This window comes from Bacteroides stercorirosoris, assembly GCF_900142015.1.
Classification (GTDB): Bacteria; Bacteroidota; Bacteroidia; order Bacteroidales; family Bacteroidaceae; genus Bacteroides; species Bacteroides stercorirosoris.
On the sequence record NZ_FQZN01000041.1, the window covers coordinates 15,242 to 30,026 of the forward strand.

Annotated in this window: 9 protein-coding genes and 3 tRNA genes; 6 read left to right on the forward strand and 6 right to left on the reverse strand. The window is 47.2% G+C overall.

From position 1 onward, the window contains the following. Window positions 1–35: 35 nt before the first annotated feature. Complete coding sequence (gene gnd / locus BUC01_RS21615; protein ID WP_073314875.1) at window positions 36–1,523, reverse strand: decarboxylating NADP(+)-dependent phosphogluconate dehydrogenase; 1,488 nt, start codon at window positions 1,521–1,523, stop codon at window positions 36–38. A gap of 130 nt (window positions 1,524–1,653) precedes the next feature. On the opposite strand from gnd, the gene BUC01_RS21620 reads away from it, so the two are divergent. The 5 genes from BUC01_RS21620 (at window position 1,654) to BUC01_RS21640 (ending at window position 8,844) form a co-directional block, all read left to right on the forward strand. Further along, complete coding sequence (locus BUC01_RS21620) at window positions 1,654–2,808, forward strand: dicarboxylate/amino acid:cation symporter (protein WP_025834246.1); 1,155 nt, start codon at window positions 1,654–1,656, stop codon at window positions 2,806–2,808. Window positions 2,809–3,411: 603 nt separating this feature from the next. Then, window positions 3,412–4,488, forward strand: a complete 1,077-nt coding sequence (gmd, locus tag BUC01_RS21625; protein WP_025834248.1) for a GDP-mannose 4,6-dehydratase — start codon at window positions 3,412–3,414, stop codon at window positions 4,486–4,488. 54 nt (window positions 4,489–4,542) lie between these two features. After that, window positions 4,543–5,619 carry a GDP-L-fucose synthase family protein gene (locus BUC01_RS21630; protein WP_073314876.1) on the forward strand — a complete coding sequence of 359 codons (1,077 nt, stop codon included), beginning with the start codon at window positions 4,543–4,545 and terminating at the stop codon, window positions 5,617–5,619. Window positions 5,620–5,912: 293 nt separating this feature from the next. After that, the gene (locus tag BUC01_RS21635) at window positions 5,913–7,571 is read left to right on the forward strand and encodes a long-chain fatty acid--CoA ligase (protein ID WP_025834250.1); all 1,659 of its coding nucleotides are present in this window, start codon (window positions 5,913–5,915) and stop codon (window positions 7,569–7,571) included. A 31-nt stretch (window positions 7,572–7,602) separates the two neighbouring features. After that, a complete protein-coding gene (locus BUC01_RS21640) occupies window positions 7,603–8,844 on the forward strand; it encodes an LA_2272 family surface repeat-containing protein (protein WP_073314878.1) in 1,242 nt (413 codons plus the stop codon). A 96-nt stretch (window positions 8,845–8,940) separates the two neighbouring features. Here the strand turns inward: BUC01_RS21640 and BUC01_RS21645 are convergent, their stop codons facing one another. The 5 genes from BUC01_RS21645 to BUC01_RS21665 form a co-directional block, all read right to left on the reverse strand. Further along, window positions 8,941–10,926, reverse strand: a complete 1,986-nt coding sequence (locus BUC01_RS21645) for a fructose-1,6-bisphosphatase (RefSeq protein WP_073314880.1) — start codon at window positions 10,924–10,926, stop codon at window positions 8,941–8,943. A 126-nt stretch (window positions 10,927–11,052) separates the two neighbouring features. After that, on the reverse strand, window positions 11,053–12,717 hold the full coding sequence (locus BUC01_RS21650; RefSeq protein WP_025834252.1) for a putative transporter: 1,665 nt from the start codon (window positions 12,715–12,717) through the stop codon (window positions 11,053–11,055). 115 nt (window positions 12,718–12,832) lie between these two features. Next, window positions 12,833–12,905: transfer RNA gene (locus BUC01_RS21655), tRNA-Lys, on the reverse strand. A 16-nt stretch (window positions 12,906–12,921) separates the two neighbouring features. Next, window positions 12,922–12,993: transfer RNA gene (locus BUC01_RS21660), tRNA-Glu, on the reverse strand. A gap of 9 nt (window positions 12,994–13,002) precedes the next feature. Then, window positions 13,003–13,089: transfer RNA gene (locus BUC01_RS21665), tRNA-Ser, on the reverse strand. A 270-nt stretch (window positions 13,090–13,359) separates the two neighbouring features. Here BUC01_RS21665 and BUC01_RS21670 point away from each other — a divergent pair. Then, window positions 13,360–14,700 (forward strand): MATE family efflux transporter, encoded by a 1,341-nt coding sequence (locus BUC01_RS21670; RefSeq protein WP_025834254.1) that lies wholly within the window; start codon window positions 13,360–13,362, stop codon window positions 14,698–14,700. Window positions 14,701–14,785 lie beyond the last annotated feature (85 nt).

Here is a 14,785-nt window from a genome sequence, read left to right on the forward strand (position 1 = left end):
AGGAGGAGAGTTAGATTGGTGCTGAGTTATCAGGTTTATACATTATACGTACCCGATTTTGTATCTCCGCCATGTCCGGTCCAGTTTTCGTGGAAGAATTGTCCGCGAAGCTCGTCCGTCCGTTCGAAAGTATGCGCACCGAAGTAATCGCGCTGTGCCTGAATCATGTTGGCAGGCAGTTTCGAAGATACCAGCGAATAGAAATAGTTCAATGCGGAGGAGAAAGCGGGAACGGGCAGTTCTTCCTTCATCGCATGCGCCACAAGATGCTTCCAACCGGAGAGCAATTGCTGTATCTCTTCCTTAAAATAAGGAGCGAGCAACAAGTGTTTCGGTTTCTGTTGTGCCTCGAAAGCAGCAGCTATATCATTCAGGAATATACTGCGGATGATGCATCCCCCCCGCCACATACGGGCAATGGAGGCCAGGTCGAGTTCCCAACCGAAGCTCTCGGATGCCTTCTGCAACACGGCAAAGCCTTGCGCATAAGATACCAATTTAGAAGCATACAAGGCGGAATAGATATCTTTCACCAGTTCCGGTTTGTTGTAAACCACCTGCGAATGCTGGCAGACAAACTGCTTGGAAGCCGCCTCACGCAGGTTCTTCTGTGCCGAAAGGCTGCGTTCGAAAACAGCCGTAGCAATCAGTCCCAAAGGCATGCCCAGTTCCATGGCATTGATGACGGACCATTTGCCGGTACCTTTCTGTCCGGCCGTATCTAGTATCTTATCTATAAGGTAACCGCCTGTCTTGTCCTTATGACGCAGGATATTGGCGGTAATTTCTATCAGGTAGCTGCGCAGTTTGCCCTCATTCCAGTGGGCAAAAACGGAAGCCATTTCTTCATTATCCAGTTTCAGCAAATTCTTCATCACCCAGTAGGCCTCGGCAATCAGTTGCATATCGCCGTACTCGATACCGTTGTGTATCATCTTGACAAAATGCCCCGAACCTGCCGGACCGATCCAGTCGCAACAGGGAGTGCCGTCGGCAGCACGTGCAGCGATGCTCTGTAGGATGGGTTTTACTTCATCCCAGGCAGTAACCGAACCGCCCGGCATGATGGAAGCACCGTTCAGCGCCCCTTCTTCACCACCCGAAACTCCGGCACCTACAAAGCGGAAACCTTTCGATTCGGCCAACGCCACGCGGCGGTTAGTGTCTTCATAATTCGAATTGCCACCATCTATCAATATATCTCCCGGAGAAAGGTACGGGAAAAGTTGGTCCATAAGTTGGTCCACAGCAGCGCCAGCACGCACCATCATCATTATTTTACGCGGTGCGGAAATGGACTCTACGAAGTCGGGGATTTCAGTGTATCCTTCGATGCTCTTCCCCTTGGCACGGCCGTTGACAAATCGCTCAACCACACCCTCTTCCACTCCCGGAACAGTGCGGTTGTACACCGATACATGCCACCCCTTATCTGCCATGTTCAAGGATAAGTTCTCCCCCATTACGGCAAGTCCAATCAGGCCTATGTCTGTCTTTTGTTCTTTTTTTGTCATAACTTGCATTTTTTTATGTTATTTGTTTCATTGAAATGGAAACAATATGCCAAGGGCATTTGTTCGTATGAATTCCGAATAAAAATCGTACTTTTGCAAACATAACTTCATTTCATTGGAAAAACTTAAATTCAGTTTTATGAAAAAACTACATATCGGGTTGTTGCCGCGCATCATTATAGCTATCGCATTAGGTATTCTCTTCGGTCATTTTCTGCCTGCAGGACTGGTACGTTTGTTCGTTACGTTCAACGGCATTTTCAGTGAATTCCTCAATTTCTCCATACCGCTGATTATTGTGGGACTGGTGACGGTGGCTATTGCCGACATAGGCAAGGGAGCTGGAAAGTTATTGCTGATTACGGCATTAATCGCTTACGGGGCAACACTGTTCTCAGGCTTCCTTTCATACTTCACCGGAGTAACGATATTTCCCCATCTGATAGAAACAGGCGTTCCTCTGGAGGAAGTCAGCGAAGCACAAGGAATATTGCCCTTCTTTTCGGTAGCCATTCCACCGTTGATGAATGTGATGACGGCACTGGTACTGGCTTTCACTTTAGGTCTGGGACTTGCCCAACTGAAAAGCGATACTTTAAAGAATGCAGCACGTGATTTTCAGGATATTATTGTAAAGATGATCAGTGTGGTCATTCTGCCATTGCTTCCGATATATATTTTCGGTATATTCCTTAATATGACCCATTCGGGACAAGTGTTCTCTGTGCTGATGGTATTCATAAAAATTATCGGGGTGATTTTCCTGCTGCATATCTTCCTGCTGATATTCCAGTATTGCATCGCTGCGCTGTTCGTCCGCAAAAATCCTTTCAAGTTATTGGGACGGATGATGCCGGCTTATTTCACCGCTTTGGGCACACAGTCATCTGCCGCCACAATCCCCGTCACCCTGGAGCAGACAAAGAAGAACGGAGTCTCAACCGATATTGCAGGTTTTGTCATCCCGCTATGTGCCACCATACATCTATCGGGCAGCACACTAAAAATAGTGGCCTGCGCACTCGCTTTGATGATGATGCAGGGCATACCTTTTGATTTCCCGCTATTCGCCGGCTTTATCTTCATGCTGGGCATCACAATGGTAGCAGCGCCCGGTGTTCCCGGTGGCGCCATCATGGCATCCTTAGGCATATTGCAGTCCATGCTGGGCTTCGACGAATCTGCACAAGCGTTAATGATTGCACTCTATATCGCTATGGACAGCTTCGGCACAGCCTGCAATGTGACGGGAGACGGGGCAATAGCACTGGTAGTGGATAAAATCTATAAATAAAGATCAATTACCAGGCATTAATTATTGATTTAGCAGTGTTACAACGCAGTTCAGTTTAGAAAGGAAACAAATGATAAATGAGATTTTAGACACGGATTACACTGTTGTTTTATATACTGCAACAGTGTAATCCGTGTCTAAAACATATTCATAACTGTGTAGAAATGAAGCAAATAAGAAATGAGATAGACGATAATTTTGCGCAGCCTAAGGCTGAAAGCCTTTCATCTTATAGCCCGGGGCAACGCCCTGGGGATTAGTATATATCTTTGCGCCCTGTAAGGGCAAAAGCCCGTATGTGGTGTTATGCCCTTACAGGGCGTAAGATTGTGGGGTACGGTTCATTCCCAGGGCGTTGCCCTGGGCTATAAGATGAAAGCCTTTCAGGCTTAAGTTGCGCTATACTATTAAGAAATTAAAGTCCGCGTTCATCCGCCTTATCCGCATCGTCCGCGTACCCATTTGTTTCATATCCCTACAGATATGAGTTAATTTCAACTCCTGATTCACATTAATACCTAATAATTAATATCTGTTCTTTGTATTCTCGTAAAAAATAACGAATTTTGTCCCCTCAAAATCAATCAATAAAAGCCTATTATAATGAAAACAGCTTTAATCTCCGGAATCACAGGTCAGGACGGTTCCTTTCTTGCCGAGTTTCTACTACAAAAGGGATACGAAGTACACGGCATTCTCCGCCGTTCTTCTTCCTTCAACACAGGTCGCATCGAACATCTGTATTTCGATGAATGGGTGCGCGACATGAAACAGAAGCGTACCATCAACCTGCACTACGGCGACATGACGGACAGCAGTTCGCTCATCCGCATCATCCAGCAAGTGCAACCGGACGAAATCTATAACCTTGCCGCACAAAGTCACGTGAAAGTTTCTTTCGACGTACCGGAATACACCGCCGAAGCAGACGCCATCGGTACGCTGCGTATGCTAGAGGCTGTCCGCATCCTCGGCATGGAGAAAAAGACAAAAATCTATCAGGCCTCCACTTCCGAGCTTTACGGAAAAGTACAGGAAGTCCCCCAAAAGGAGACGACACCTTTCTACCCCCGCAGCCCGTACGGAGTAGCCAAACAATACGGTTTCTGGATTACAAAGAACTACCGTGAAAGTTACGGAATGTTTGCCGTGAACGGTATCCTCTTCAATCACGAAAGTGAACGCAGAGGCGAGACATTCGTAACCCGTAAAATTACACTGGCTGCCGCACGCATCGCACAGGGTTTCCAGGACAAACTGTATCTGGGTAATCTGGACGCACGCCGCGACTGGGGATATGCCAAAGATTATGTGGAATGTATGTGGCTCATCCTGCAATATGATACTCCCGAAGATTTTGTGATAGCCACAGGCGAAATGCATACCGTCCGCGAATTTGCCACACTTGCTTTCAGAGAAGTAGGCATCGAACTGCACTGGGAAGGTGAGGGCGTAAATGAAAAAGGTATTGATGTGAAAACCGGAAAAATCATTGTTGAAGTAGACCCGAAATACTTCCGCCCTGCCGAAGTGGAACAGTTGCTGGGTGACCCGACCAAAGCAAAAACCCTGTTAGGCTGGAACCCGAGACAAACCAGTTTCGAAGAGTTGGTGAAAATTATGGCTGCACACGATATGAAGTTCGTGAAGAAGCTGCACTTAAGGGAAGTTGAGAGTTGAAGAACATTCAGCCAAGAATTAATGATTTATAGCTTATAATTAATAATTAAACTCATGTTAGACAAAAACGCCAAAATCTTTGTGGCCGGTCATCGCGGTCTGGTAGGTTCAGCCATCTGGAAGAACCTGGAAGACAAAGGATATACCAATCTCATTGGCAAAACCCACAAAGAACTCAATTTATTGGACGCTGTAGCTGTTCGCAAATTCTTCGATGAAGAGCAACCGGAATATGTGTTTCTTGCCGCTGCCTTCGTTGGCGGCATCATGGCAAACAGCATCTACCGCGCCGACTTCATCTACAAAAACCTGCAAATACAGCAGAACGTCATCGGCGAAAGTTTCCGCCATAACGTGAAGAAGCTCCTCTTCCTGGGTAGTACATGCATCTATCCCCGTGATGCCGAACAGCCCATGAAAGAAGAGGTACTCCTCACCTCCCCGCTGGAATACACCAACGAACCGTATGCCATCGCCAAAATAGCCGGACTGAAAATGTGCGAAAGCTTCAACCTGCAATACGGCACCAATTATATCGCCGTGATGCCTACCAACCTTTACGGCCCGAACGATAACTTCGACCTGGAACGCAGTCACGTCCTTCCTGCCATGATCCGTAAGATTCACCTCGCCCACTGCCTGAAACAAGGTGACTGGGATGCCATATGCAAAGACCTGAACCAACGCCCCGTCGAAGGCATCGACGGCAGCAGCAGCCGGGAAAACATCCTCGCCATCCTCGCCAAATACGGTATCAGCAACACCGAAGTAAAACTATGGGGTACAGGCACTCCGCTCCGCGAATTCCTCTGGAGCGAAGAAATGGCTGATGCCAGCGTTTTCGTCATGGAGCACGTAGATTTCAAAGATACCTACAAGCAAGGTGACAAGGATATCCGCAACTGCCACATCAACATAGGTACGGGCAAAGAAATCTCCATCCGCGAACTGGCCGAATTAATCGTTTCCACCGTAGACTATCAGGGTCAACTGACTTTCGACAGTACTAAACCGGACGGAACCATGCGTAAACTCACCGATCCCTCCAAATTGCACGCCCTGGGCTGGCACCATCAGGTGGAGATTGAAGAAGGCGTACAACGCATGTACAATTGGTATCTCGGAAAGTAAAAGATTATCAACCACTTACAAGAAGTCAACTTCTTGTAAACAAACTCTTGACTTCCTGTCGACAAGCTATTAACTTCTTGTCGACAGGAAGTTTGTCTTTATCTGCCCGGCAGGTCTATCTGTTTCCCCGATATCAATTTCATTACTTGCAATAATTTCATCTGTTTGGCCATATTTTAATATACCTGCGTTTAAATGCTCTGTACTTCCCGCTTTTTTCAGAGAAAAATTTGCATTCTTTTAATAAAGCCTTATATTTGCACAATTTTCAACCAAATGTGCAATATAATATCATGGAACAAAGTTTTATCGCCTATATTGAGAACAGCATAAAAGAGAATTGGGACTTGGATGCCCTGACTGACTATAATGGCGCTACCCTGCAATACAAGGACGTAGCCCGCAAAATAGAAAAAGTACACTTAATCTTCGAAGCAAGCGGCATCAAGAAAGGCGATAAAATTGCCATCTGCGGACGCAACAGTTCGCACTGGGGGGTCACTTTCCTCGCCACATTGACCTACGGTGCTGTTGTGGTTCCCATCCTGCACGAGTTCAAAGCGGACAATGTGCACAACATCGTGAACCATTCCGAAGCCAAACTGCTTTTCGTAGGCGACCAGGTATGGGAAAACCTTAACGAAAGTGCCATGACTCTGCTGGAAGGCATCATACTGATGACTGACTTTTCCGTCCTCGTATCCCGCACCGAAAAGATAGACTATGCCCGCGAACATCTGAATGAACTGTTCGGCAAAAAATATCCCAAGAACTTCCGCAAGGAACATATTGAGTATCACAAAGACCAGCCCGAAGAACTGGCGGTCATCAATTACACTTCCGGTACGACGAGTTACTCCAAAGGTGTAATGTTGCCCTACCGTAGTCTGTGGTCCAATATTGCATTTGCATTCGAAGTGCTGCCTCTGAAGGCAGGTGACAAGATCATCTCCATGCTGCCGATGGCACATATGTACGGACTGGCATTCGAGTTCCTGTACGAGTTCGCCGCAGGTTGCCAGATATACTTCCTCACCCGTATGCCCAGTCCGAAGATTATCTTCCAGGCATTCTCAGAAGTGAAGCCCCACTTGGTGGTGGCCGTGCCGCTTATCATCGAAAAGATCATCAAAAAGAATGTGCTTCCGAAGCTGGAAACTCCGACTATGAAGTTGTTGCTGAAAGTTCCCATCATCAATGATAAGATTAAAGCAACTGTGCGTGAAGGCGTAGTCAATGCCTTTGGCGGACGTTTTGCAGAAGTTATAGTGGGGGGAGCCGCTTTTAATCAAGAAGTAGAACAATTCCTGCACATGATAGAATTCCCCTACACGGTAGGTTACGGAATGACGGAGTGTGGTCCGATTATCTGTTATGAAGACTGGTCACGTTTCAAACCGGGTTCTTGTGGTAAAGCAGTCCCCCGTATGGAAGTAAAAATCCTCTCGCCCGATCCGGAAAATATTCCGGGAGAAATCGTATGCCGCGGTCCTAACGTGATGTTGGGGTATTATAAGAATGAAGAAGCCACCCGCGAGGCCATTGACGCAGACGGCTGGTTGCACACGGGCGACCTCGCCCTGATGGATGCCGAAGGCAATGTCACCATCAAAGGACGCAGCAAGAATATGTTGCTCGGTGCCAGCGGACAAAATATCTATCCCGAAGAAATAGAAGACAAGCTGAACAATATGCCATACGTTGCCGAAAGCATCATCGTACAGCAGAACGAGAAACTTGTGGGCTTGGTATACCCTGATTTCGATGATGCCTTTGCACACGGTCTGAAGACTGAAGACATCGAACGTGTCATGGAAGAGAACCGCGTTGCACTGAATACAACCCTTCCTGCATACTGTCAGATATTTAAAATGAAGATATACCCCGAAGAATTTGAAAAAACGCCGAAACGCTCTATAAAACGGTTCCTGTATCAAGAGGCGAAAGGATGATTCAATTGTATACTAATAAGATTAAAAACGAATGAGACGATTAACTTCATTTATTGCCGTACTACTTTTGCTTACGACAGAAGTGATTTCTGCCCAAACCACAAATAACGAATCAACGAAAACAACCAGGAAAGACAAAGAACCTGTCGGCATCAATCTGTCCTTGTGGAAAAATATGTCCACACAGAAGAGTGATACTGTTGGAACCACTTGCTTCAATCTCGGTCTTTTCTCCTCTATGAACCGCCTGAGTGGCGTAGGCATCAACCTGCTGGGAGGAGTGGTGTATCGGGATATGAACGGCGCACAGATCACAGGTCTTGCCAACCTGGTAGGCGGCAGCATGCGAGGCATACAGATTGCGGGCATCAGCAATGTAAATGGAGACAATCTCAGTGGCGTGTCCTTATCCGGCTTGGTCGGCATCACAGGAAACCATGCACAAGGCGTCATTTTCTCCGGACTGACCAATATCACCGGCGACAATACCAGTGGTGTTGTCATTGGCGGCTTACTGAACATCACCGGAGAAAATGCTTCGGGTGTACACCTTGCAGGATTAGCCAACATTTCGGGTGAAGCCTTCAATGGCATTACAGTTTCCGGACTTCTGAACATTGTAGGCGAAAGTCTGCGGGGTGTACAGATAAGCGGATTAGGCAACATTACCGGAGAAACGATGCACGGTTTGCAGATAGCCGGATTGGGTAATGTGGTAGGTGGCACTGCCACGGGCGTACAACTTGCCCCCCTCAACATCGTAAAGGATGGAAAAGGGTTGCAAATCGGATTAGTCAACTATTATAAGGGTAATTTCGATGGCTTCCAATTGGGTCTGGTAAATGCCAATCCGGACACAAAAGTGCAACTGATGCTTTTCGGAGGAAACACAACGAAGTTGAATGTGGGCGCACGCTTTAAAAACAAGTTATTCTATACGATCTTGGGTGGTGGCACACATTACCTGGACTTCAGCGACAAGTTCTCGGCTTCTCTTTTTTATCGTGCTGGTCTGGAGTTGCCCCTATACAAACAGCTATTCATCAGCGGTGACCTGGGATTTCAGCATATCGAAAACTTCAAGAACAAAGATTATGGTTTTCCGGCACGCCTTTATGCGTTACAGGCACGTGTGAATCTGGAATATCGCCTGACAGACAGATTCGGGGTATTCGTAACAGGAGGTTACGGAGGCAGCCGCTATTACAACAAAGGGGTGACTTATGACAAAGGAGTGATTCTGGAAGGCGGAGTGGTATTGTTTAAATATTAAATATTAGGTATTAATTGTTGAGTGTATAGGCATTTATGCATTATTGTGTAGCAATTGTAAATCAACAATTAATACCTAATACTTAAATATTCATATTCAGTTTTTCTCCTTGATAAATCCCGTCCTGTACGCCACCAGCAACTTCTTCAAGTCCTGTATCTGCGTCACTAACTCCTGGCCCTTATCCGTATCTTTCACCATCATACGTTGTGAATTGAACTCGATAACGAAAGTGGTGGACTTGATATCCTGTCCCTCCTCTATTGCCTTCTGACTACTTTGGAACGGTTCGTGCTGTACCAACTGCAATCCATGTGAATGATACACCAACGTATATCCGGCAATTCCCGTTTCCGGCTGATAGGCTTTGGAGAACCCACCGTCAATCACCAGCAGTTTGCCGTCCGCCTTGATAGGCTTCTCACCCTTGATAATCTTCACAGGCACATGCCCGTTGATGATGTGCGAATGAGGGCCTGTCACTTCGAACTCTGCCAAAATGCGTTCGCAGATATCCGCACGGTTTCGCAACGAATAATAATATCCTTTTGTCTCTTTAGACAATTCCTTATCTCCTATAAAATAACGTTCGAATGTCGCCATCTTATCCTTATCAAACGACGGGGCATCCGGCCCGCACCACATATACCACACGTAGTCCAGTGCAAAACTCTTCTCCTCCGTCCCGTCTTCATCAAAGTAAGCCGTGCGTATCAACTGGTCCGTCTTGCACAGCAACTTCTTGCCCCAATACTCCTTTTTACCGATGCGGACATGCTTGAAACTGCCATCCTCATTCAGCGGCATGGAAGCATGATACAGCAAATTACTGTTGCAAACCAGATACATTCCCCCATACGTGAACAGGCAACGCATATGTTTCTTCAGCTTTTCACTATTCATGAACGAAGCATGAATCTTATCCATCAGCTCCTTTTCCTCATCCGACAAGCGATACGGGTCAGCCGGGTCTATCGTCGGGAAGTTCGTGTCGCGCAAAGGATACTCTTTTCCTTCGTACACAAAGACGCCTCTCTCAAAATCAATCTTATCCAACAACTTCCGGTTCTGCATGCCAAAGTCCGGACGACGGTCTATAATCTCCGCCTCCAACTTGAACTGTATCACTGTAATCGCCTTATGCATCTGCGTAATCAGCCGCAAAGTTTTCTCATTGTAGCTTCCATCCGCAAAGTTCATCTTTGGCGCAAAAATCGTACAAGGATCATCGGCATACATATCCATGGCAAACGTGGCAAGCGGCAACAGGTTGATGCCATATCCGTCTTCCAGCGTAGCCAGGTTAGCATAACGCATCGACATACGGATTACATTGGCGATGCAGGCGTCATTGCCCGACGCTGCCCCCATCCACAAAATATCATGATTTCCCCACTGGATGTCGAAATTGTGATAATCGCAAAGCGTGTCCATGATGATATGCGCTCCCGGACCACGGTCGTAGATATCCCCCACGATATGCAAGGAGTCAATCGTCAGCCGCTGGATAAGGTTACACATGGCGATGATGAAATCGTCCGCACGCTTGGTAGAGATAATGGTGCTGATAATTACATTGATGTAAGCATGTTTATTAGGCTCCACACTCGACTCATGCAGCAATTCCTGAATGATGTATGAAAATTCTTCCGGTAGCGCTTTCCGAACCTTCGAACGGGTGTATTTGGAAGACACATTCTGGCAAACCTTCACCAGTTGGTTCAGCGTAATCAGATACCAGTCGTCCAGGTCGGCTTCCCGCTCCTTTATCAACTGTAATTTCTCTTCGGGATAGTAAATCAGAGTGCATATTTCTTTCTTCTCACTCTCGCGCAAGGTATGCCCGAATATTTCATTCACTTTCCGCTTCACTGCACCCGAAGCGTTTTTCAATACGTGCTGGAAGGCTTCATATTCGCCGTGTATATCGGTCAGGAAATGCTCTGTACCTTTCGGAAGGTTCAGAATAGCTTCCAGGTTAATGATTTCTGTACTGGCATCCGCAATTGTCGGGAAACTGCGTGACAGCAACTGCAAATAGCGCAAGTCGCTCATGATGCTTTCAGGGGTAATATTACTCATGATATCTAATTACAAATTACTAATTACAAATTACATATGGGCTTGTGTCTTCATTCCAAACCTCAACTCTACGTTCTCAAACCTCAACTTTAGATTTCCAAACCTCAACTCCACATTCTCAAACTCTCAACTTAAAAAGAACATCAACAGCACTTGTGCGATAATCACCCGCAGGAACATGCACAACGGATAAACCGTAGCATAAGAAACCGAAGGGTTATCACCGGGAATGGTATCATTGACGTAATTCAGCGCCATCGGATTCGCCATACTGCCGCACAGCATCCCTGCCACCGAGCCGAAATCTATCCTCATCCAGCGGAAAGCGATGATTCCCATTATCAGCACAGGAAGCACAGTCAGCGCACAGCCGATAGCTATCCACAGCAGACCTTCCGGACGGAACACCGTATCGAAGAAATGGGCGCCCGCATCCAGTCCCAGACAAGCCAGATAGAGCGACAAGCCCAAGGCACGAAGCATCAGATTGGCACTGCGGGTTGTGTAGGTCACCATGTGCATTCTCGGGCCGAAAGTACCGATAAGGATGCCTACAATAATCGGCCCCCCTGCAAGCCCCAACTTCACCGGAGTGCTGACACCGGGGATAGCGATAGGTATTGCTCCCAGTGCAAGGCCGAGGACGATACCCACGAATACAGCAACCAGATTAGGCTCTTTCAGGCTCTTGACAGCATTACCCAATACTTTTTCCACATTTTGTACGGCAGCCGCCTCACCTATTACCGTCAATCGGTCACCCAACTGCAAAGTTAGTTCCGCCGTAGCCAGCAACTGCACGCCACTGCGATATACGCGGCTGATATTGATGCCGTAATGATTGCGCAGATGCAGCGAACCCAGTTTCTTTCCGTTCAGTTCGGGACGTGTCACCACGATACGTTGCGAAACCAACTGGCTGTCGATGGCATTCCAGTCGATATCCTCCTTGTTCCAGTCCGTATTTTCCTGTTCGCCGAACAGCACCGTCAGTGCAGGCGCACTCTTTTCGGAAGTGATGACCAGCAGACGGTCACCTTCTTTAATCACCTTCTCGGAAGTGGGAATACTCACATTCCCGTCCCGCCACAAACGGGATATCACGAATTTAGGGTAGCTCAATTGCGCTATATCCTTTATGCTCATATTGAAGATTGCCGGATTATGCACCTGGAATGCTACGATATACGGCTTGTTCACATCGTCTTTCTCCTTGACCTCCAGATCTTCCTTGCGTACCAGCATTTTACGTATCAGCAGAATGCCGAGAATCACTCCCACTACCCCCAACGGATATGCCACCGCACATCCCAAAGCCGGAGTATTCGCCTCAATGCCCATCTGTTTCAAGGTTTGCTGTGCGGCACCCAGCGCAGGGGTATTGGTCGTGGCACCACAGAGTATACCCACCATGTCCGGCAGGGAAACTCCCAGTCCATAGCTGCCCAGCACCGTCATCACCGTGCCTATCAGCACCACCCCCACCGCCAGCATATTCAGTTGCACACCACCCGTCCTGAATGAACTGAAAAAGCCCGGACCGACCTGCAATCCCAGTGCATACACGAATATCACCAGCCCGAAACTCTCAGCATAGTTCAGCATCTGCGGGTCGATGGACAACCCGAAATGTCCGGCAATGATGCCTGCAAAGAACACGAAGGTCACTCCCAACGATATGCCGCAGATATGTATCTTCCCCAGTCCCAAACCAATAGCAGAGATCAGCGAGAGCACCACAACCGCCTGCAAGGCGGAATGTTCAACGAATAAACTGTATAACCAATCCAAAGTGTTTACGTTTTTACTTATTTCGGAGTGCAAAGATAGAAAGTATTCCTGGAGATTAAGGAATAATTGCACAAAAAAAGCGGTTACTGCTTTGTAGTAACCGCTTTATGCTTTGTACACCCTCAGGGACTCGAACCCTGGACCCATTGATTAAGAGTCAATTGCTCTACCAGCTGAGCTAAGAGTGCATTATGTTTTTTACCGTAGTGGATACGAGAATCGAACTCGTATTACATGCGTGAGAGGCATGTGTCCTAACCGTTAGACGAATCCACCGGCTGTTTGCGGAAGCGGGGGGATTCGAACCCCCGGTACAGTTACCCGTACGTCAGTTTAGCAAACTGGTGGTTTCAGCCACTCACCCACACTTCCTTAAACCTGCATTGTTTCTCAAATGCGGTGCAAATGTATGGGAAACTTTTGGACTATGCAAATCTTTCCATCATATTTTTTTCTGACTTTTTTCACAAAAAGATGTAATCTATTAAAAGTCAAAAGCAAAGGGAGAAAAAAAAGATTTAAGAAAAGCATCAGGGATTAAGTTTGAATCCCTTTTTTTATTTGACTCACATCAATCTCTCTTTTCACCTCTTTCCGTACCTTTGCGCGATTTTTCATCACCGGATATCAAACACATACGAAATGGTACATCAGGAAAGCTTGAAAAAACGGCTTGCAAAGCTTGCTGCCCCCATCTTTATAGAAACCCTGCTCATCATGATGCTGGGTGCTGTAGATACTATTATGCTGAGTCGCCACTCCGACAGCAGTGTGGCTGCCGTCGGGGTAGTCAACCAAATCATTATGCTTACCTTTCTTGTGTTCGAGGTCATCAATCTCGGCACGTCCGTTCTTTGCTCCCAATACCTTGGCGCCCGCCTGCAAAAGAAAGTGGTACAGGTGGTCGGAGTTTCACTGATAGTAAATGTGGTGGTCGGTGCTTCCGTCAGCCTTTTCCTCTTCTCCCTTGCCGGACCAATTCTCCGCCTGATGGGACTGACTCCGGAACTGATGACAGACGGCATGGACTATATGCGCATCGTAGGCGCCTTCGCATTCTTCCAAGCCATCTCCCTCACTCTTTCCGCCTCCCTGCGCAGTGCCAATAAAGCCATTTACCCGATGCTGGTAACCGTTGTTGTCAACATTCTCAATATTATAGGTAACTATTCCCTCATCTTCGGGCAGTTCGGTTTTCCCGAACTGGGTGTGGAAGGTGCTGCCATTTCCACCGCTTTCAGCCGTGGCGTGTCTATGGTTCTTCTGTTCATCATCCTGTTCCGCAAGCATATCCACCGCTTCCCTCTTGCCTATTTCCGTCCGTTCCCGTGGATAGAACTGAAAAATCTGATGAAGGTGGGACTCCCTTCTGCCGGAGAACAACTTTCTTACAGTTCTTCGCAAGTAGTGATAACTTTCTTCATCAATATGCTGGGCGTCGAAGCACTCGCCACCCGTACCTATTGCGTCAATATCATCATGTTCGCCTATTTGTTCAGCATCTCCATGGCGCAAGGGGGCGCCATTTGTATCGGTCATCTTATCGGGGAGAAAAAGCCGCATGCCGCTTTCCTGATGGGGAAATATGTGATGAAAAAGTCTGTGATGATCACCGTCATACTTTCCACTGTCCTCGCCGTCTTCGGAAACACCATTTTCCATTGGCTGACTTCCAATGAGGAGATTATCCGGTTGGGGACTACCATTCTCATCATTGATGTCATTCTCGAAATCGGACGTCCCATCAATATCTTTGCAACCAACGCCTTGCGTGCTGCCGGAGATGTCACCTATCCTTTCTATGTCGGCCTGGTAGTTCAGTGGAGCGTCGCCGTAGGCTTGGGATATATATTCGGCATTCCTCTGGAATGGGGAATTTGCGGTATGTGGGTTGCTTTCCTGCTGGACGAGAATATACGGGGGGCTATCTTTGTACGTCGCTGGTATAGCATGAAGTGGACGACGAAAGGATTTATTAAGTGATTAATAGTTAGCAATAAGCGATTAAGCAGGCTATGTAATACTAGGGCACTAATCACTGAATAAGATTTGATTTAAATCAAATCTT